This window comes from Promicromonospora sukumoe (assembly GCF_014137995.1).
Classification (GTDB): Bacteria; Actinomycetota; Actinomycetes; order Actinomycetales; family Cellulomonadaceae; genus Promicromonospora; species Promicromonospora sukumoe.
This window is the reverse complement of sequence record NZ_JACGWV010000002.1, coordinates 78,180-95,364: the sequence shown is the minus strand read 5'-3', so window position 1 is coordinate 95,364 and position 17,185 is coordinate 78,180. Positions and strand designations below refer to the sequence as shown.

The following is a 17,185-nucleotide window of genomic DNA, read 5'->3' as shown; positions in this document are numbered from 1 at the left end:
GCGGATAGGGTGCGCGCGTGCGTCATGTCATGGCCCTGGTGGGCAGTCGAGGAGATGTCCAGCCGGCCCTGGCGGTCGCGCTGGAGCTGCGCCGACGCGGCCACGAGGTGGTCACCGGCGTGGCGCCGAACCTCGTGCCGCTGGCCGGCCGGCTGGGCCTGGACCCGGTGCCGCTCGGCATCGACTCGGCGGCCCTCCTGGGCTCCGACCTGGTGCGGCGCGACATGCGGTCCGCGCACCCGGTGCGCCGGGTGCGGGCGCTGCGCGCCGTGGCATCGGCGGGCTGGGACGAGCTGCGTACCGGGCTGCTCGCGCTGCTCGACGACGTCGGCGGGGCCGACACCGTGGTCACCGGCCTGCTCGGCCAGGAGGTGGCCGCCGCGGTCGCCGAGCGGCGCGGCCTCGCCATGGCGGCGCTGCACTACTGCCCGGTCCGGGCCAACGGCGTGGTCTCGCCCGTCAGCGGTGTGCGCGGCCCGCGCGCGACCCGCACCGTCTGGGCGCTGGGGGAGCGGGTGCGCTGGGGCCTGACCCGCCGCGCCGAGAACGACCAGCGCGCCGCGCTCGGCCTCGGCGGCACGCGCGTGCACCTGCCCACCCGCCTGCGCGACGCCGGGGCGGTCGAGGTCCAGGCCTACGACCCGGCGCTCGCGCCCGGCCTGGTCGGCGAGTGGGGCCCGCGCCGTCCGCTCACGGGATTCCTCGCGCTGGACGACGACGCCCGGGCGCGCCTCGGGGAGACCGGCTCCGGTTCCGGGGTCGACGGCGGCGGTGACGGCGGCGCGGCAAGCCTCGACGCGTGGCTCGACGACGGCGAGCCGCCCGTCTACGTCGGCTTCGGCTCCATGCCCGTGGCCGATCCGGCCGCCCTGCTCGCCGCCGTCGACGCCGCGTGCGCCGACCTGGGGGTGCGCGCGCTGGTCAGCGCGGGCTGGAACGACTTCTCGGGGGCCGACGGCGCTCGTCGTGCCGATGGCGCGACCGGTGCTCCCGGCCCGGACGGGAAACGGGTGCGCGTGGTCGGCGCCGTCGACCACGCGGCGGTGCTGCCCCGCTGCCGCGCGGCCGTGCACCACGGCGGTGCCGGGACGACGGCGGCGGCGCTGCGCGCGGGCCTGCCCGCCGTCGTCGGCTGGTACTCCGCGGACCAGCCCATGTGGGGCGACCTGCTGCGCGGTGCGGGCGTGGGCGTGGCCCGCCGGGCGAGCACGCTCACCGAGCCCGGCGTGCTCGCCGGGGCGCTGGCCGAGGTGCTCGACGACGCCACCGCGGCCCGCGCCGCCGCGCTCGGCGGCCGCCTGGTGCCGCCGGACCATGCGGTCGCGGCGGCGGCGGACGCCGTGGTCAGCGCCTCCGCCGGAGCCTGAGCCGAAGGCGCAGCGCAGGGTGGGGGCCGAGGGACGAGGCACGCGCCCGGAGCGGAGCCGCAGGCTCGGGCGCCCGAGAACACAGCCTGAGCCTGAGCCTCGCCCTCTCACCACGGGGCCGCCGGGAGCTTCCAGGCCTCGGCCTCGGCGAGCACGAGGCGGCGCAGGGCCGCGGCGTCGGGCACGCGGTCGGGGTCGAGGGCGGCGACGCTGAGCGTCGTCGTGCGGCCGGCGGTGGTGCAGAAGGCGACCAGCCCGCCGCCCGCGGCGCGCAGCTCGGCCGACGACGCGCCCTGGTAGTGCGACAGCGTCGCGACCGCGCGCACGGGTCCGCCGGCGGCCTGGGTGTAGCCCTCGGGCGGGCGGCCCAGGTTGGAGGCCAGCGCTGCGGCGACGGGCGGTTGCGGCAGGCGGCTGACCAGGTTGTCGGGCAGCATCTGCACCAGCTCGAGCGGCACCGGGGCCACGCCGGGCTCCGTCTGCCCGACGGCGGTGTACGCCTCCTTGGCCGCCGCCCGGACCCAGCTCAGGTCGCGGTGGGCGAGCACGTCGGCCGGGATGGTGACGCGGGCGATCTTGGTCGAGTTGGCCCGGGGGTCGTCGGCGCCGCGGGTCGAGACCGGCAGCGCGACGGGCACGGGCTCGCCAGGGAACCGGCCGGTCGCGTGCACCAGGCGGGCGAGGAACGCGACGAACCAGGTGTTGGGCGTGCCGCCGTGCGCGGCGGCGGCCTGCGTCACCTGGTCGGCCGGGAGCTCGACGTGCAGCACGGGGACACGCCATGCGGGGTCGTCCGCGGGACCGGGCGCGGCCGGGGCGACGACGGCGCCCGGCTCTGCGGGGGCGCCAGACGCGACGGGCGCGCCACCAGGCGCGGTGCCGGGCCGGCCCGGCACCGCGGGCATGAGCCGCGTGGCGGGCGGTGCCCCCGCGCCCGGTCCGGCAGGACCGCCGGGACCACCGGGACCGCCCGGCCCAGCAGGCAGACCCATCTCGGGCGGCGGTGGCGGCACCGGTTCGTGCACCGTGCCTCCCGAGACCTGTGCCCGCGCCCCCTGCGGCGCGACCTCGCGCGCCGCGGCCTGCGCCGTCGCCCGCGCCTTGTCCCGGGCCCAGCGCGCGACGGCGGCGGCCTGCGCGGCGGCGTCGGCGGCGTCGGCGAGCAGCGCCCGGCTGCCGCGCTCGGGGACCGGCACGGCGAGCGGCTCGGCGTGGGTCGCGGCGCGGACGACGGCGTCGATCAGCGCGGCGCCGTCGGCCACGGCGTGCGCGCAGGTGAGCGAGACGATCGAGCCGGCCACGGGCCCGCCCGCCCCGGGACGTCCGCCCGGACGCCCCGCGACGTCCGCCGCGGAGATCCGCCAGGACAGGCCCCGCGCGGGGTCGAGCGGCACGTCGGCCTGGGCCTGCGCCCAGGCGCCGACGCCGCCCTCGGGCACGGCAGCCGTCTGCAGGTCCAGCACCGGCAGCGTGCCGGCGGGCGCCCAGCGGTGCCGCGCACCGGGCACGCGGGACCGCACCACGCGCCGGTGCAGCGCCCCGGCGGCGAGGTGTTCGGCCAGGTCACGCAGCCGGGCGGCGTCGAACGGACCGTCGAGGCGCCACAGCACCTGGTTCACGGCCGGGCTCGTGGCTCCCTCGTGGCGGCGCAGGAACATGTCGTCGGCGAACTGCAGGCGCAGTGCGGGTGGCGGTTCCGTCACGCTCGTCTCTCCGGTCGGTTCCGGTCCCCGGCGGGGACCGCGGGGTTCACGATGTCGACCATACCGGGCATTACGGAGGGACTAACTTTCACCCGGCGAATCCGGTATAAAGGTCGCCGCAAGGGGACCGCGGAACTCGTCCGACGTCGTGCTGGCCGTGCCCACAGACCGATCGAGGGGCGCGCACGCATGGAATACACCGAGCTTTCGGACTACGACCTGCCCGCCGGGGTCGTCACGTCCTGGACGCCGCGCGCCGACGCCGGACGCTGGCACCAGGACCCCCGCGACCTGTCCCCGGGGCACGAGGCGCACCTGCGCGACTCCGAGCCGGGCTCCTGGATCGGGTCGGTGCTCCGCGTGCCCGGGCCCTACGAGCCGGAGCCGCTGCGCCGGGCCATCCACGCCTGGGTGAGCCGCCACGAGGTGCTGCGCACCACCGTCACCCGCGACGCCGGCGCGGGCTGGCGCCGCGTCACCGCCCCGGCCGAGGCTGTCGCCATCCGTGACCTCGTCGTCGGCGACCTGACCGGCGACCAGGTCACGGCGCTGCTGCCCAGCCTGCTCGCCGACGTCTCGCCGACCGCCTGGCCGCACTGCGTCCTCGCCACGGTCGTGCCGGAGCCGGCCGTAGGTTCCGGCGGCGGCGAGAGCTTCGTGCTCGCGTTCGGCGCCGACCACTCCGTGATGGACGCCTACTCCCAGCTCCTCTGGTTCGAGGAGATCGTCTCCCTGTACGACGCCGCCCGTCGCGGCGTGCCCGACGCCGAGCTGCGCGCGCTGGAGGTCGGCTCCCACGTCGACTTCTCCGCCGACGACCGCAAGCTCGCCATGACGCTCGCCTCCGACGGCGAGCCTGTGCACCGCTGGCTCGACTTCCTCGGGGCGGGCGCCACGTTCCCCCGCTACGGCAGCGACGGCATCACGCACCCCGCCGCCGACGACGCCGAGGCCGCCCTGCGGCAGGCCTCGCGCTCGGAGTGGCTCGCCACGACGGACCAGACCGACGACCTCAGCGCCCGCAGCCGGGCCCGCGGCGCCTCCGCCCAGTCCGGGGTGCTGGCCCTGTTCGCGCACGCCGCGCGGCGGGTGCACGGCATCGACCGGCTCCGGTTCGTCCTGCCGATGCACACCCGGTACGCGCCGCAGCACGCGGCCGCCGTCGGCTGGTACGTGGGCCTGTGCCCCGTGGACCTGGACCTGGACGGCGTGGACCCGGTGCTGCGCGCCCTCGACGGGGGCCGCGACTCCGGCCACGTGGTCGACGGCACCGCGCTGACCGCCGCCGTCGAACGCGTGCACGCCGCGATCGCCGCCGGGAAACCCCTGGTGCGCTACTCGTTCGCCCGCATCGCGGAGCTCGGCGGCATCACCGACGGCCCGCACCTCGCCGTCTCGTACGTGGACACGCGGTTCGTGCCCGGCGCCGAGCGCTGGAGCACCTGGGACGCCCGCACCCTGCGCAGCCCCGCGTACGGCACCGACGAGCTCTACCTCTGGTTCCTGCGCACCCACGACGGCCTCAACGTCTCCGCCCGCCACCCCGACACCCCCGAGGCGCACGCCGCGATGGACGCCCTGGTCGAGGAGCTGCGCGCCTCCTTCCGCGCGTTCGGCACCGCGGGCCTGAGCGAGGCGGTCGCATGATCCTCGGCGCCCTGGGCACCTGGACCTCCGCTCCCGGGCGGGTGGTCCACCTCCGGCCGACGGCGGAGGCGCTCGCCGCCGCGCAGGACGCCCCCGTGGACCCGGGCCCGCCGTCGTTCCTGCAGGGCGACCACCTGCGGGCCTTCGCGGCGCGCCGCGCCTCCGGCGGTACGCACCGCGCCTGGACCGGCACCGCGACCTACCTCGACGGCCCGTTCGACGGCGACGCCCTGGCCCGCGCCCTGACCCGGTTCGTCCGCCGGCACGAGGGCCTGCGCACCTGGTTCGACGTCGACGCCTGCGCCGACGGCGGCGACCCGGTGCGGCACCTGGTCCCCGCGGACGCCGTCGGCTTCACGCCCGTGCCGGTCCCCGCCCTCTCGCCGGGGCCCGGACGGTCCTGGGACGAGTGGGTCACCGAGCACCTCACCGCGACCTTCGACGCCGCCTGCCGCCCCGGCTCCTGGGCCCCGTTCGCGCTCGGCGCCGTGGTCACCGAGGACGGGTTCGGCCTGTTCTGGGGCTGCGACCACGCCTTCACCGACGGCGGCTCCCAGCTCATGGTGCTCAGCGAGATCGAGGAGCTGTACGCCGCGGAGCTGGCCGAGCCGGACACCTCCGGCGATCCCCGCGGGTCGAGCCTGTCGAGACCGCCCACCACCGGCTCGTTCCTGGACCACGCCCGCGCCGAGCACGCGCTCGCTGCCGAGACCCCGCCCGACGCGCCCCAGATCCGCGCCTGGGCCGACGCCGTGACCGCCCACGGCGGCCGGCTGCCGCAGTTCGTCCTGGACCTCGGCCTGCCGCCCGGCGAGACGGCGCCCGTGAAGATCCGGTCCGCGACCCTGCTCGACGGAGCCGGCCTCGCGCGGCTCGACGCGCTGGCCGCCGCCCGCGGCGCCCGGTTCACCGGCGCGGTGTTCGCCGGGATCGCGCTCACCGACACCCGGCTGACCGGGGCTGCCGACTGGTTCGGCGTCACCGTCGTCGGCACGCGCGGGCCGGGCTTCGAGACCACGCAGGGCTGGCTGTGCAACTTCGCGCCGGTCACCTTCCCGGTGTCCGACGACGCCGGCCCGGTCTCAGGCGGCGGCCCGGCGTCGTTCGCCGCCGTGCTGCCCGCCGCCGATGCCGCGTTCCGTCAGGCCAGGAAGGCCGCCGAGGTGCCGGTGCACGCCGCGCTCGGCGTCATGCTGGCGGGCGGCGTGCTCGACCCCGCCTCGCTCGGCAGCCCGCAGCTCATCAGCTACCTCGACCTGCGGCGCTTCCCCGGCGCGGGGCGCCCGGCCTACGACAACGGCCTGCACTTCACGGGGGAGGGGTGCACCGCGAACGCCTCCCTCTGGGTCAACCGCGACCACGAGCGGCTGTACGTCGTCACGCAGACGCCGGACACGCCCGCGGCGCAGGCCGCCGTCGACCGGTACCTCGCCGAGCTGACGGCCACGTTCGCGTCGGCGGTCGCCGAGACGGCCGCAGCGGACGACGTCGCGGCCGAGCCAGGGGCCGTCGCAGTGGCAGCCGTAGCGGAACCTGCAGAGTCCGGGCCAGGGGCCGAGGCGCCTGGCGACGCGGAGGCCGACCCAGGGGCCGATGCAGTGCCCGCCGCGGGGGACGCCGCGCCGCACCTTGAGCCGGCCGGAGCGTCCGTCGGTGCGCCCGCCGGTGCACCCGCCCGCGAGACCGCCGCCCCGGACGAGCGCCGGGAGGCGACCGGTGCGGGTCCTCTCGGCTGACCTCTGGGAGCCGGCGCCCGGCCAGATCCTGACCTGGGACGTCACCCCGTCCGCGGGGTCCGCCCCGGTCCCGGCGGTGCCGACGTACAACCAGCGCAACCACCTCCTCGGCGCCGCCGCCGGTGAGCCGAGCGTGTGGATCACCGCCGCGTTCGACGTCGACGGGCCGGTCGCCCCCGGCGCGCTGGAGGCGGCCTTCCGCGACCTCGTGGCCGCCCACCCCGGCCTGCGGGTCGAGGCCGTCCGCCGTCCGGCGCCCGAGGACGTTGCGCTGGTGCGGCACGACGCCGACGGCCTGCGCTGGCGGCGCCACGACGGCCCGGTCACGCGCACGGTCGGCGACACCCGCGAGCACCTGGTGGAGCGGCTCGTCCGGCGGTGCGCGCCGTTCGGCTACCCGGCGTTCCTGCCCGCGGCGATCAGCCGGCCGGACCGGTCGACGGTCGTGCTGGGGATGGACCACCTGCACACGGACGCCTGGTCGACCACCGTCGTCGTCGACGAGCTCGCCGCCCGGTACGCGGAGCGGGCCGGGGCGCGTCTCGGGGGCGCGGCGCGACGCGGTTCCGCCGGAACAGCTGCGGGGCAGGACGGCGCCGAGGCGACCGCGATCGTGCCGGACCCGTCCGCCCTCGGCCAACCCGAGGTCGGTCCCGTCCTGCTCGACGCGTCCGACCCCGGGCCCCACGGTCCGGTGCCCGACCCCGGCCCCCACGGTCCCGCACCCGGCGACGCGCCGGGGCCCGCGTTCGTCGCCCCGGACGACCCGCGCCTCGCGGCCTGGCACGGCTTCCTGCGCGAACGCGGTTGGGCGCTGCCCACGTTCCCGCTGCCGCTCGGCGTGCCCGAGGGCGAGCGCGCGCCGCAGCGCACGGTCGTGCGCCCCCTGGCCGACGCCGCGACCGCGGACGCCGTCGCGGCGCGCGCCCGTGCGGCCGGCGCGTCGACGTCGGCGGCCGTGCTGGTCACGCTCGCCGGGGCGGTCGCGGACCTGGGCGGGCCCGGCGTGCTGCACACCCTGCTGCCGGTGCACACCCGCGCGGACGACGCCGCCCGCCGGTCCGTGGGCTGGCACACCACGACGGTGCCGCTGCGCGTCGACCCCGGCGTCGGCCCCGCGGGCGCGCCGGCCCGGGCCTGGGCCAGGCCGGCGCACACCGCCCGCCACGACGCGGACACCGCGCTGGCCGCGACCGCCAAGGCGCTCCGGGCCGCGCGGGAGCTGGCCGCGGTGCCGCTGGAGCAGGTCGTCGGCACGCTGCCGAGCCCGCTGCGGTTCCCCCGCACCGACATCTTCCAGGTGTCGTACCTGGACTACCGGCGGCTGCCCGGGCACGCGGCGTCCGCCGGGCGGGGCGCGCACCACGTGTCGGCCGCGACCCGCGCCGACGACCTGCAGGTCTGGGTGTCCCGCACGGACGACGGCATCGCCGTCCGCGCCCGCATGCCCCGCACCCCGGAGGCCGTCACGACGGTCGACGCCGTGCTGGACCGCTGGTCGGAGCGCCTGACGGGTCTGGCGGGCTGAGCCCACCCCGCGTCCGGGGCGCCGGGACGGGCGTCGGGGGCGACGACGCCGGTGGCGCCGTCCTACTCTGCCTGCATGGCTACCGACGACGTCCGCACGCTCACCGAGGCCAAGGCGGTCACGGCCCTGGCCAACCCGGCCCGCTCCCGCCTGCTCGACTCGCTGACGGCCGACGGCCCCGCGACGGCGTCGGTGCTGGCGGAGCGCACGGGGCTGGCCGTCGGGAGCATCAGCCACCACATGCGGGTGCTGGCCTCCGCCGGGCTGGTCGAGGAGGCGCCGGAACTGGCCCGTGACCGGCGCGAACGCTGGTGGCGCCGGGCGGCGCGCTCCATCACCTGGGGCCGCTCCACCTTGCCGCCCGACGCCGAGAGCCAGCGGCAGGCCGTGGCCGCCGAGGAGTTCATGCTGGCGCGTCAGGTCGAGCGCGCCCGCACCTGGCTGGAGCGCCCCGAGCAGGACGACGACTGGAGCCGGGCCGAGCTCTCCACCGACAGCTGGCTGCGCCTGACGCCCGGCGAGCTGCAGGAGCTGACCGACGAGGTCAACGAGCTGGTGGGGCGCTGGAAGGAGCGGGGGCGAGCGGCGGCGGACGACCCGAGGGCTGAGCACGTCTTCCTGTTCGCGCGGGCGTTCCCGTCCCGGCCGTAGTCCTGCTCGCTCCGTAGGCCGCGCCCGCGGAGTTTCTGCAAAGACTGTTGTACAAGAACTGTTGTAGATATAGCCTGCTCGGCATGACGACGTCGACCGCGCCCTCCGAAGTCGTAGTGCCGCTCGCACGCAACCGGGCCTTCGGCCTCCTGTGGCTGGGGGAGGGCGTGAGCGTCGTGGGCAACGCGACGACGTCGGCCCTGCTGCCGCTGCTCGCGGTGACGCAGCTCGACGCCGGGCCCGCCTGGATGGGCCTGATCACCGCGGCGGCCTGGCTGCCCTGGCTGCTCATCGGGCTGCCGGTGGGGGCCTGGGTCGACCGGCTCCCGGCCCGGCCGGTGATGATCGTCGCGAACCTGGCCGCCGCGGTCTCGCTCGCGAGCGTGCCCGTGGCGTTCGCGCTCGGCGTCCTCACCCTGGTGCAGATCGCGGTGGTCGCGATGGTGGGCGGCGTCTGCACGGTGTTCTTCCGCACCGCGTACCAGGTGTTCCTGCCCGAGGTGGTGCCCGCCGGCCAGCTCGAGGCGGCGAACGCGCGCCTCTTTGGCACCGAGTCCGCGGCGAACGTCGCCGGCCCCGGGCTCGGCGGCCTGCTGGCGCAGTGGCTGACGGCGGCGCTCGGGCTCGCGCTCGACGCGCTGACCTTCCTCTGGTCGGCGGTGTGCCTGTGGCGCATCCGGCCGGCCCGCGCCGCCGCGCCCGAGGACGGCCCGGTCGGCCCGGTCGGCCCGGCGGACGGACTCACGGCGCGCATCCGGGAGGGCGTGGAGCTGGTCCGCCGCGACCGCTACCTCCCGTGGTTCGTGGGGATGGGCGGCGCGTCGAACTTCGGGCTCACCGGGTACGGGGCGCTCCTGGTCCTGTTCCTGGTGCGCGACCTCGGGCTCACGGAGGCCGGGGTCGGCGCGGTGCTCGCGCTGGCGGGTGCCGGCGGCGTCGTCGGCGCGGTCGTGGCGCCGTTCCTGAGCGCGCGGCTCGGCAGCGGGCGGGCCTCCACCGTGCTGCTCGTGCTCTCCGGGCCGACGGCGCTGCTCGTGGGCGCGGGACTGCCGGGGTGGGGCGCGGCGATCAGCGGGGCCGGCGGGTTCCTGGTCGGCCTGTGCGTCGTCTCGGGCAACGTGATCCGCAACGCGTGGCGCCTGCGCTACGTGCCGGCCGGGCTGCGGGGGCGCGTGATGACGGTGATGCAGGTGGTCAACTTCGGCACGATGCCGGTGGCCGGGGTCGCCGCGGGCTGGCTGGGCGGGGTGCTCGGGGTCCGCGAGACCATCCTGCTCATGGCCGCGGTCCACTGCCTCGCCACGTGGAGCATCCTGGTCTCGCCGCTGGCGCGGCTCCGCGAGCTGCCGCAGGGCACGCTGGGTGGCTGACGGCGCCGTCGTGCACACAAATGAGCGCGGGGGTAGTTGCACTCTCAGAAGTGAGAGTGCAACTACCCCCGCGCTCAACTACGTCCGGGCCAGCCGGGCCGCCGGCGTCAGGCGCCCGCCGGGACCTTTTCCGCCTGGGCGAGCTGCGCGGCGTCGTCGGCCACGCCGCCACCGAGGCTCGGCATCATGGTGGTGAGCTGCGGCTCCCACTCGGCGTACTTGGCGGGGAAGCAGCGCTCCAGCAGGCCGGTCATGGCGGCGACGGCGGTCGAGGCGCCCGGGGAGGCGCCGAGCAGGCCGGCGATGGTGCCGTCCTGGGACGCGACGACCTCGGTGCCGAACTCCAGCACGCCGCCCTTGCCCTTGACCCACTTCATCACCTGGACGCGCTGGCCCGCGGTGATCTGTTCCCAGTCGCCCGGCTGCGCGGTCGGCATGAACCGCTGCAGCTCGTGGAACTTGGTCTCCGGAGCGGCGACGACCTGGCCGACCAGGTAGCCGGTGAGGTCCATGTTCTTCGCGGCGACGCCGAGCATCGTGCCGATGTTGTGCAGGCGCAGCGACGTGATCAGGCCGAGGTACTTGCCCTTCTTCAGGTAGTTCGGGCTGAACCCGGCGTAGGGGCCGAACATCAGGTAGCTCTTGCCGTCCACGATGCGCGTGTCCAGGTGCGGCACGGACATCGGCGGTGCGCCGACGTCGGCCTTGCCGTAGACCTTGGCGTTGTGCTGCGCGACGATCTCGGGGTTCGCGGTGCGCAGGAACTCGCCCGAGATCGGGAAGCCGCCGTAACCGCGGGCCTCCTTGATACCCGAGGCCTGGAGCAGGGGCAGCGCGCCGCCGCCCGCGCCCACGAAGACGAACTTCGCCCGGACGGTGCGACGGCGGGTGCCCGCGTTCCAGGAGCGGTCGTTCAGGGTCAGGCGCCAGCGCCCGTCCCGCAGCTTCTTCAGGCCCCGGACCTCGTGGTTCAGGTGCAGCTCGGTGTTGTGCGCCGTGGCGAACTCGACGAGCTTCTTGGTCAGCGACCCGAAGTCGACGTCGGTCCCCGCGGCGGCGCGCGTGGCCGCGATGGGCTCGTCGGCGTCGCGGTCCAGGGTCATCAGCGGCGTCCACTGCCCGATGACCTCGGGGTCGGAGCTGAACTCCATGTCGCCGAACAGCGGGTGCGCGCTCAGTGCGTCGAAGCGACGGCGCAGGAAGTCGACGTTCTCGGCGCCGCGCACGAACGTCATGTGCGGGGTGACGTTGATGAAGTCGGTGCCCTCCATCAGACCGGCGGTGAGCAGGTGGTTCCAGAACTCGCGGGAGGTGTGGAACTGCTCGTTGATCTTCACCGCCTTGGAGATGTCGACGGAGCCGTCCTTGCGCTCCGGGGTGTAGTTCAGCTCGCAGAGGGCGGCGTGGCCGGTGCCCGCGTTGTTCCACGGGTTCGACGACTCGAGGGCCACCTCGTCGAGGCGCTCGTAGATCCCGACACGCCAGGTCGGCTCGAGGATCGTGAGCAGCGCGCCCAGCGTGGCGCTCATGATCCCCCCGCCGATCAGCGCGACGTCGACCTCTTCGGAGGGACGCGGGGCTGTCTGGAGGTAAGAAGTCACGCCTAGAAAGATAGCGCGCTTGTGAAAAGCGGAACGAGCGCTGTGGCATGAATCACGTGATGTGTTCCGTGACGTCCCTCACGCGGCCTTTCTCACGCGTGCCTGTACGCAGCCTGTGATCGTCAGGTCCTGGATAGGTCCGCGCCGGCCGCCCAGGATCGGTGTCAACGACGACACGAAGGAGCGGGGCCCATGTCACGCACACCGATGGACATCACCGTGCCGAGCCTGGCCGGGAAGCGCGCGCTGGTCACCGGCGCGAGCGACGGGATGGGGCTGGGCATGGCGACCCGGCTGGCCGCGGCGGGCGCCGAGGTGGTCATGCCCGTCCGCAACCCCCGCAAGGGCGAGGCCGCGGTCACCACCATCCGGCGCACGGTGCCCGACGCTCGGCTCTCGCTGCGCAACCTCGACCTCTCCTCGCTGGACTCGGTGGCCGCCCTGGGCGACACCCTGCGCGAGGAGGGCCGGCCGATCCACGTGCTGATCAACAACGCGGGCGTGATGCGGCCGCCGAGCCGGCAGAGCACCGCCGACGGCTTCGAGCTGCAGCTCGGCACCAACCACCTGGGCCACTTCGCCCTGGTCGGCCACCTCCTGCCCCTGCTGCGCGACGGCGGGGCCCGGGTCACCTCCCAGGTCAGCGTCGCGGCCCGGAGCGGCGCCATCAACTGGGACGACCTGAACTGGGAGCGCTCGTACGACGTGATGCGGGCCTACGGCCAGTCGAAGATCGCGTTCGGGCTCTTCGGCCTGGAGCTGGAGCGCCGCAGCCGGGCCCAGGGCTGGGGCATCACCAGCAACCTGTCCCACCCCGGCGTCGCGCCCACCAACCTGCTGGCCGCCCGTCCCGAGATCGGGCGCAGCGAGGACACGCCGCAGATCCGGATGATCCGCTGGCTCTCCGAGCACGGTATCCTGCTCGGCACCCCGCGGACGGCGGGGCTGCCCGCGCTGATGGCCGCGACCGACCCCGCCGCCCGGCCCGGCGTGCTCTACGGGCCCAGCGGCCCCGGCAACCTGGGCGGGCGGCCCGCCGAGCAGCAGCTGTACGCGCCGCTGCGCAGCGTCGAGGAGGCCGCCCGCGTCTGGGAGATGTCCGAGCGGCTCACGGGGGTCAGCTTCGCGGCGGCCGTCGGCGACACCGCGTGAGCACCCACAACGTGTCAGACGCTCAGGTCCCTCGGGGGACCTGAGCGTCTGACACGCGGTGGGCTCAGGCGGCCGGCAGCGCCGACGGCCACGGGCCGAGCTCCGGCAGGTCGCCGGGCAGCGGGTTCGCCGGCGTCCGTCCCGCCAGCCAGGCGGTGACGTCCCGCGGGTCGCCGGCGACGTCGTCCACGGACACGCCGTCGGGCAGCCGCACCGCGAGGAAGTCGCGCAGGTGCGCGCACAGCGCGTCGTCCCACGTCTCGTACCCGACCGCCTGCGCGGTGCCGGCGAGCGCGTCGACCGAGTGGATGCGCACCTCACGCCACCAGGCGAGCACGCAGCCCGACAGCGGCCCGCCGCGGTACCCGCTCGGGGCGTCCCACTGCGGCGAGCCGGGCTCGGGCCACGCGCTGCCCAGGTCGTCCCGGAGGGCACCGAGGGCGGCGAGGTGCTCCGTCGTCGTGCGCCCGGCGCCCGCCTCGATGCCCGCGGCCCGGGCCTCCGGGCTCGCGTACACGGGCACCACCTCGCCGCGCCCGACGGCGCGCACCTGCCCGAGCATGGCCGTACCCAGGGCCGTGACGTGCGCCAGCACGTGTCCGCGGGTCCAGCCCTCCAGGGTCGACGGCCCGGCGAGGTCGTCGGCGGTCAGCCGCCCGACGGCGGACAGCAGCGCGTCCAGCCCCGCCGCGGCGTCGGTACGGGCATGCGCGATCAGGTCGGTGCTCGGGGAGGTGCTGGGTGTGCTGCTCGGTGCGGTCGTCACAGGGGGTATCCCTTCGTAGGGGCGGGGCTGGATCGAGGTGTCAGACACACAGGTCACCCGAGGGACCTGTGGGTCTGACACGGGGGTGCGTCTGGCGCGTGGCTCGGTCAGGGGCAGGCTCAGGGCCAGAGCAGGCTCGTGGACCAGCCGTCGGCCTCGGCCCGGTACAGCAGGCGGGTGTGCGGGCCGTCGTCGGGCGCCTGCCAGAACTCCACCTCCGTGGGGGCCAGCACGTAGGCGGTCCAGTCCGGGGCCGCCAGCCCGGGGTCGGCGGTCACGGTGCGCAGCGCCTCGGCGAACGCGTCCGCGTACTCCTCGTGCGAGCCCAGCGGCTCGCTCTGGTGGTTCACCAGGCCCGCGGCGCGCGACAGGTCCGACCGCGCGACGAAGTCCGCCCGGCCCGCCTCCGCCCCCGCCGACGCCGCCGTACCCGTCACCTTGACCTGCCGCCCCAGCTCGGGCCAGAAGAACGTCAGCGCCGCGTTCGGGTTCGTCGCCAGGTCACGGCCCTTCGGGCCGCTCGACTGCGAGGCGAACCACCAGCCGTCCACCGTCACGTCCTTGAGCACCAGGGTGCGGGCGTGCACCCGGCCCGCCGCGTCCGCCGTCGACAGCGTCGCGGCCTGCGGGGCCAGGAGGCCGCCGTCGATCGCCTGCTCGATCCACGTCACGAACAGCTCGTGCGGCGTGGGCGGCACGGCCGCGGTGTCGAAGACCGGCAGGCCGGGGCGGGCAAAGCTGGGCAGCGCGCGCAGGCGCTCGCGGAACGTCACGGGTTCTCCTTCGGGGTCGGCGTCGAGTGCTGGCTCGGCCGGTCCGGCTCGTTCCGGGCCTGCGGGCCCTGGTCCAGCAGCCCGACGAAGCCGCGCACCGCCGCGGCGAGCGCGCCGGGGTCCCGCGTGGCGCGGGCCAGGACGTAGCCGCCCTGGATGATCGCGAGGGCGGCGTGCGCGCGGTCGCGGGCGACGTCGTCGGGCAGGTCGGTCTCGCGGAAGATCTGGGTGAGGGCGCGCAGCAGCCGCACGAAGTAGGCGGTCACGACGTCGTGCAGGCCGTCGTCGTCCATCACGGCCTGGTCGGCGGTGAGGCGGCCGATCTTGCAGCCGGCCAGCGCCTCGCGCGGCCGTTCGAGGTAGGCGACGAGGCGTTCGACCGCGGGGGAGTCGCTGTCGAGCGTGCGCATCGCGCGGGCGAGCGCGTCGTCGACGGTGGCGCCGACGGCGGCGACGGCGAGGTCGTGCTTGGTGGGGAAGTGGTGGTAGAGGCTGCCCTGCCCGACGCCGGACGCCGCCAGCACGGCGCGCGGGCTCGTCGGCCCGACGCCCTGGGCGGCGAAGAGGTCCTGTGCGGCGTCGACCAGGCGGTCGCGGGCGGAGGTGGCGCTGCTCATGCCCGCACCATACCTACCTCCAGGTATGGCGGCAACCGTCGTCGGTCCGAGATGCCGGGGACGGCGGTTCCGGCGCTAGCCGGTCAGATGAGGGTGAGGACGCCCAGGACGCCGACCGCGAGGCCGAGGCCCAGCGAGACCGCGATCAGGACGCTGTGCACGGTGAGGAACTTCGTGGCCCGGCCGTCGGCGTCGCGCGAGCGCGGGTCCGCGACGATGCGCTGCCAGAACCGCGGCCAGATGACCAGGTTCCAGACCGCGGTGACGATGAGCACGACAGACCAGCCGACAGGAATATCCACCCGCCGATTATCCGCCGCCCCCGGGCGTCTCCGGCGCAGGGACTAGACGCAGGGGACTAGAAGTAGTCGCGGACGTGGACCTGGCGGCCCGCGAAGAGCGCGGTCAGGGCCGCGTCGTGGGCCTCGGGCCCGGTCAGGTGCCCCCCGAACCGCAGGTTCGCCGCCGACTGCGCTCCCGCGTACAGCAGGGCCAGCCCGTTCGCGTCCAGCACGGGCCGGTCGTGGTGCGCGTCCTCGACGGCGACGGCGTCCCGCGCGACGTGCGTCACGCCGTCGGCCACCGTGAGCGTCCACGCGCCCGCGATATCCTCCGCGCCGCGGACCGCGAACGGCACGCGCACCCCCTCCAGCGGCGACGCCAGGCCGCCCAGCGCGCCGGCCACGTCCAGCACCCGCAGCATGTACGGGTGCGCGGCGTGCACGCTCGTGGTCAGGTCGGGCAGCACCAGCCAGGCCGGGTCCAGGCCCGACGTCGCCACGCGCGCCGTGCCCACCACCGTCGAGAAGCTGCCGAGGGTGCGCCACAGGGCCCGGGCGGCGTCCGGCGTCAGGGCGATCAGGTCGTCGATCTCCATCACGGTGGTCGACGGCGTGTACCCCTCGCCGCGCGACCAGCTCGCGAAGCCGACCGCCTCGCCCGAGCCGGCGATCGCCAGCGTGACACCCGTGTAGTCGGCGAAGAACTTCTCCGGCGGGGTCCAGAACGGCTTCTCCGCCCGCGAGACCGGCCCGTTCTGCGCGGCGGCCCACCGGCGGTGCACCGCGACGACGGCGTCGAAGTCCGCCGTCGTCGCGCGCCTCGTCACGACCCCCGCGGGCGCCGCGACCCGGTTCAGGTTCTGCAGCGGCACGTCGACGTCGTCGAACGAGCCGACCACCTCGTAGCCCAGGCGGCGGTAGATGCCCGGCGCCGACGGGAAGAGCGCGGAGAGCACGTCGCCCTGCTCGCGGGCCTCGTCCAGCGCCGCGCGGAACAGCCGCCCGATGTGGCCGGAGCCGCGCCGCTCCGGCTCCACGGCGACCCCCGCGACGCCCGCCGTCGGGACCCGGGCGCCGTGGAACCACGACGTGAACCCGTACACCCGCAGGCGGGCGGCCAGGCCCTCGCCGTCGAACGCACCCCACTCGCGGAAGCCCGACGCCGCCCACTCCTCGCTCGTCGGCACCGAGGGACCGGTCGCGGGCACGCCGAACGCCTCGCCGCCCAGGCGGGTGTAGTCGGGCTGGTCGGCGTACTCGATCCGGCGCACGGTGAGGCTCATGCAGGCGACCCTAGGCAACGGGTGCGGGCGGGGGCGAGCCCAAAACAGAGGCGATCTAGTCGCCGAAATAAGCGACCTGGTCCTCCGCCGGGTGCGGGCGCAGCAGCGGCGTACGCGTGACCTCCAGCGGCTCCGGCGTGAGCAGGCCCTGGAGCTCGGCGTCGGCGGTGCGGTTGCCGGGTGCCAGGCCGTCGTCGGCCACGAGGTCGCGCTGGAACATGACGGCGTCACGCCACGCCCCGAGCTTCCAGCCGATCTTCTCGAACGAGCCCGCCCGCTGGAACCCGACCGCCTCGTGCAGCGCGATCGCCGGGTCGTTGGGCAGCACGATGCTCGCGACGACGCGGTGGTAGCCGCGGCGCGCCAGCCGGGTCAGGAGCGCCTCGTACAGGGCGCGGCCGCCGCCCACGCGCTGGTGCTCGGTCGCGACGTACACGTTGGTCTCGAGCGTCCAGCGGAACGTCGGGCGGTCCGCGAACGGCTTGGCGTAGGCGAAGCCCACGACCGTGCCGTGCGACTCCAGCACCAGCCAGGTCTCCCGGCCGAAGAACCGCTCGATGCGTCTGGTCATCTCCCGGGCGTCCGGCGGACGGGTCTCGAAGGTCGCCGCCGAGTCGGCGACGAAGGGGGCGTAGATGGCGGCGCAGGCTGCGGCGTCGTCGGGTGTCGCGACGCGGACGATGCTGTCCATCCCCGAATCCTTTCGTGTT

The 17,185-nt window shown here is 75.9% G+C and carries 15 protein-coding genes; 7 read left to right on the top strand and 8 right to left on the bottom strand.

Going from position 1 to position 17,185, the window contains the following annotated elements:
* Window positions 1-17: 17 nt before the first annotated feature.
* Complete coding sequence (locus tag FHX71_RS17660) at window positions 18-1,367, top strand: glycosyltransferase (RefSeq protein ID WP_182618854.1); 1,350 nt, start codon at window positions 18-20, stop codon at window positions 1,365-1,367.
* A 107-nt stretch (window positions 1,368-1,474) separates the two neighbouring features.
* Here the strand turns inward: FHX71_RS17660 and FHX71_RS17655 are convergent, their stop codons facing one another.
* Entirely contained in the window at window positions 1,475-3,070 is a 1,596-nt protein-coding gene (locus FHX71_RS17655) for a hypothetical protein (protein WP_182618853.1), read from the bottom strand.
* 189 nt (window positions 3,071-3,259) lie between these two features.
* Between FHX71_RS17655 and FHX71_RS17650 the strand changes: the two genes are divergently transcribed.
* The 5 genes from FHX71_RS17650 to FHX71_RS17630 all read left to right on the top strand — a co-directional run bounded on the left by FHX71_RS17650 (window position 3,260) and on the right by FHX71_RS17630 (window position 10,002).
* A complete protein-coding gene (locus FHX71_RS17650) occupies window positions 3,260-4,717 on the top strand; it encodes a condensation domain-containing protein (protein WP_182618852.1) in 1,458 nt (485 codons plus the stop codon).
* The gene (locus FHX71_RS17645; RefSeq protein WP_182618851.1) at window positions 4,714-6,453 is read left to right on the top strand and encodes a condensation domain-containing protein; all 1,740 of its coding nucleotides are present in this window, start codon (window positions 4,714-4,716) and stop codon (window positions 6,451-6,453) included. The genes FHX71_RS17650 and FHX71_RS17645 overlap by 4 nt, the downstream gene beginning before the upstream one ends.
* Window positions 6,434-7,981, top strand: a complete 1,548-nt coding sequence (locus FHX71_RS17640; RefSeq protein ID WP_182618850.1) for a condensation domain-containing protein — start codon at window positions 6,434-6,436, stop codon at window positions 7,979-7,981. Before FHX71_RS17645 ends, FHX71_RS17640 begins: the two co-directional genes overlap by 20 nt.
* Window positions 7,982-8,056: 75 nt before the next feature.
* Window positions 8,057-8,632, top strand: coding sequence for an ArsR/SmtB family transcription factor (locus FHX71_RS17635; RefSeq protein WP_182618849.1), 576 nt, complete (start codon window positions 8,057-8,059; stop codon window positions 8,630-8,632).
* Window positions 8,633-8,715: 83 nt separating this feature from the next.
* Window positions 8,716-10,002 (top strand): MFS transporter, encoded by a 1,287-nt coding sequence (locus FHX71_RS17630; RefSeq protein WP_182618848.1) that lies wholly within the window; start codon window positions 8,716-8,718, stop codon window positions 10,000-10,002.
* Window positions 10,003-10,109: 107 nt separating this feature from the next.
* Here FHX71_RS17630 and mqo read toward each other — a convergent pair whose 3' ends face one another.
* Window positions 10,110-11,603: a malate dehydrogenase (quinone) gene (mqo, locus tag FHX71_RS17625; RefSeq protein ID WP_312877100.1), complete on the bottom strand. Its 1,494-nt coding sequence runs from the start codon at window positions 11,601-11,603 to the stop codon at window positions 10,110-10,112.
* A gap of 192 nt (window positions 11,604-11,795) precedes the next feature.
* Here mqo and FHX71_RS17620 point away from each other — a divergent pair, with 192 nt between their 5' ends.
* Window positions 11,796-12,755 (top strand): SDR family oxidoreductase, encoded by a 960-nt coding sequence (locus tag FHX71_RS17620; RefSeq protein ID WP_182618847.1) that lies wholly within the window; start codon window positions 11,796-11,798, stop codon window positions 12,753-12,755.
* Between the two features lie 64 nt (window positions 12,756-12,819).
* Here FHX71_RS17620 and FHX71_RS17615 read toward each other — a convergent pair whose 3' ends face one another.
* The 6 genes from FHX71_RS17615 to FHX71_RS17590 form a co-directional block, all read right to left on the bottom strand.
* The gene (locus tag FHX71_RS17615; RefSeq protein ID WP_182618846.1) at window positions 12,820-13,521 is read right to left on the bottom strand and encodes a maleylpyruvate isomerase family mycothiol-dependent enzyme; all 702 of its coding nucleotides are present in this window, start codon (window positions 13,519-13,521) and stop codon (window positions 12,820-12,822) included.
* 119 nt (window positions 13,522-13,640) lie between these two features.
* Window positions 13,641-14,294, bottom strand: a complete 654-nt coding sequence (locus tag FHX71_RS17610) for a pyridoxine/pyridoxamine 5'-phosphate oxidase (RefSeq protein WP_182618845.1) — start codon at window positions 14,292-14,294, stop codon at window positions 13,641-13,643.
* A complete protein-coding gene (locus tag FHX71_RS17605; RefSeq protein WP_182618844.1) occupies window positions 14,291-14,911 on the bottom strand; it encodes a TetR/AcrR family transcriptional regulator in 621 nt (206 codons plus the stop codon). Before FHX71_RS17605 ends, FHX71_RS17610 begins: the two co-directional genes overlap by 4 nt.
* Window positions 14,912-14,994: 83 nt before the next feature.
* Window positions 14,995-15,213, bottom strand: a complete 219-nt coding sequence (locus tag FHX71_RS17600) for an SCO4848 family membrane protein (RefSeq protein WP_182618843.1) — start codon at window positions 15,211-15,213, stop codon at window positions 14,995-14,997.
* A gap of 56 nt (window positions 15,214-15,269) precedes the next feature.
* Window positions 15,270-16,475, bottom strand: a complete 1,206-nt coding sequence (locus tag FHX71_RS17595; protein ID WP_182618842.1) for a GNAT family N-acetyltransferase — start codon at window positions 16,473-16,475, stop codon at window positions 15,270-15,272.
* 55 nt (window positions 16,476-16,530) lie between these two features.
* Window positions 16,531-17,166, bottom strand: coding sequence for a GNAT family N-acetyltransferase (locus FHX71_RS17590; RefSeq protein WP_182618841.1), 636 nt, complete (start codon window positions 17,164-17,166; stop codon window positions 16,531-16,533).
* Window positions 17,167-17,185: the final 19 nt, after the last annotated feature.

Coding starts and splice junctions, on each gene's coding strand:
- FHX71_RS17645 (WP_182618851.1), top strand. CDS start 4,714: ATGATCCTCGGCGCCCTGGGCACCTGGACCTCCGCTCCCGGGCGGGTG.
- FHX71_RS17595 (WP_182618842.1), bottom strand. CDS start 16,475: ATGAGCCTCACCGTGCGCCGGATCGAGTACGCCGACCAGCCCGACTAC.
- FHX71_RS17605 (WP_182618844.1), bottom strand. CDS start 14,911: ATGAGCAGCGCCACCTCCGCCCGCGACCGCCTGGTCGACGCCGCACAG.
- FHX71_RS17635 (WP_182618849.1), top strand. CDS start 8,057: ATGGCTACCGACGACGTCCGCACGCTCACCGAGGCCAAGGCGGTCACG.
- FHX71_RS17620 (WP_182618847.1), top strand. CDS start 11,796: ATGTCACGCACACCGATGGACATCACCGTGCCGAGCCTGGCCGGGAAG.
- FHX71_RS17590 (WP_182618841.1), bottom strand. CDS start 17,166: ATGGACAGCATCGTCCGCGTCGCGACACCCGACGACGCCGCAGCCTGC.
- FHX71_RS17630 (WP_182618848.1), top strand. CDS start 8,716: ATGACGACGTCGACCGCGCCCTCCGAAGTCGTAGTGCCGCTCGCACGC.
- FHX71_RS17650 (WP_182618852.1), top strand. CDS start 3,260: ATGGAATACACCGAGCTTTCGGACTACGACCTGCCCGCCGGGGTCGTC.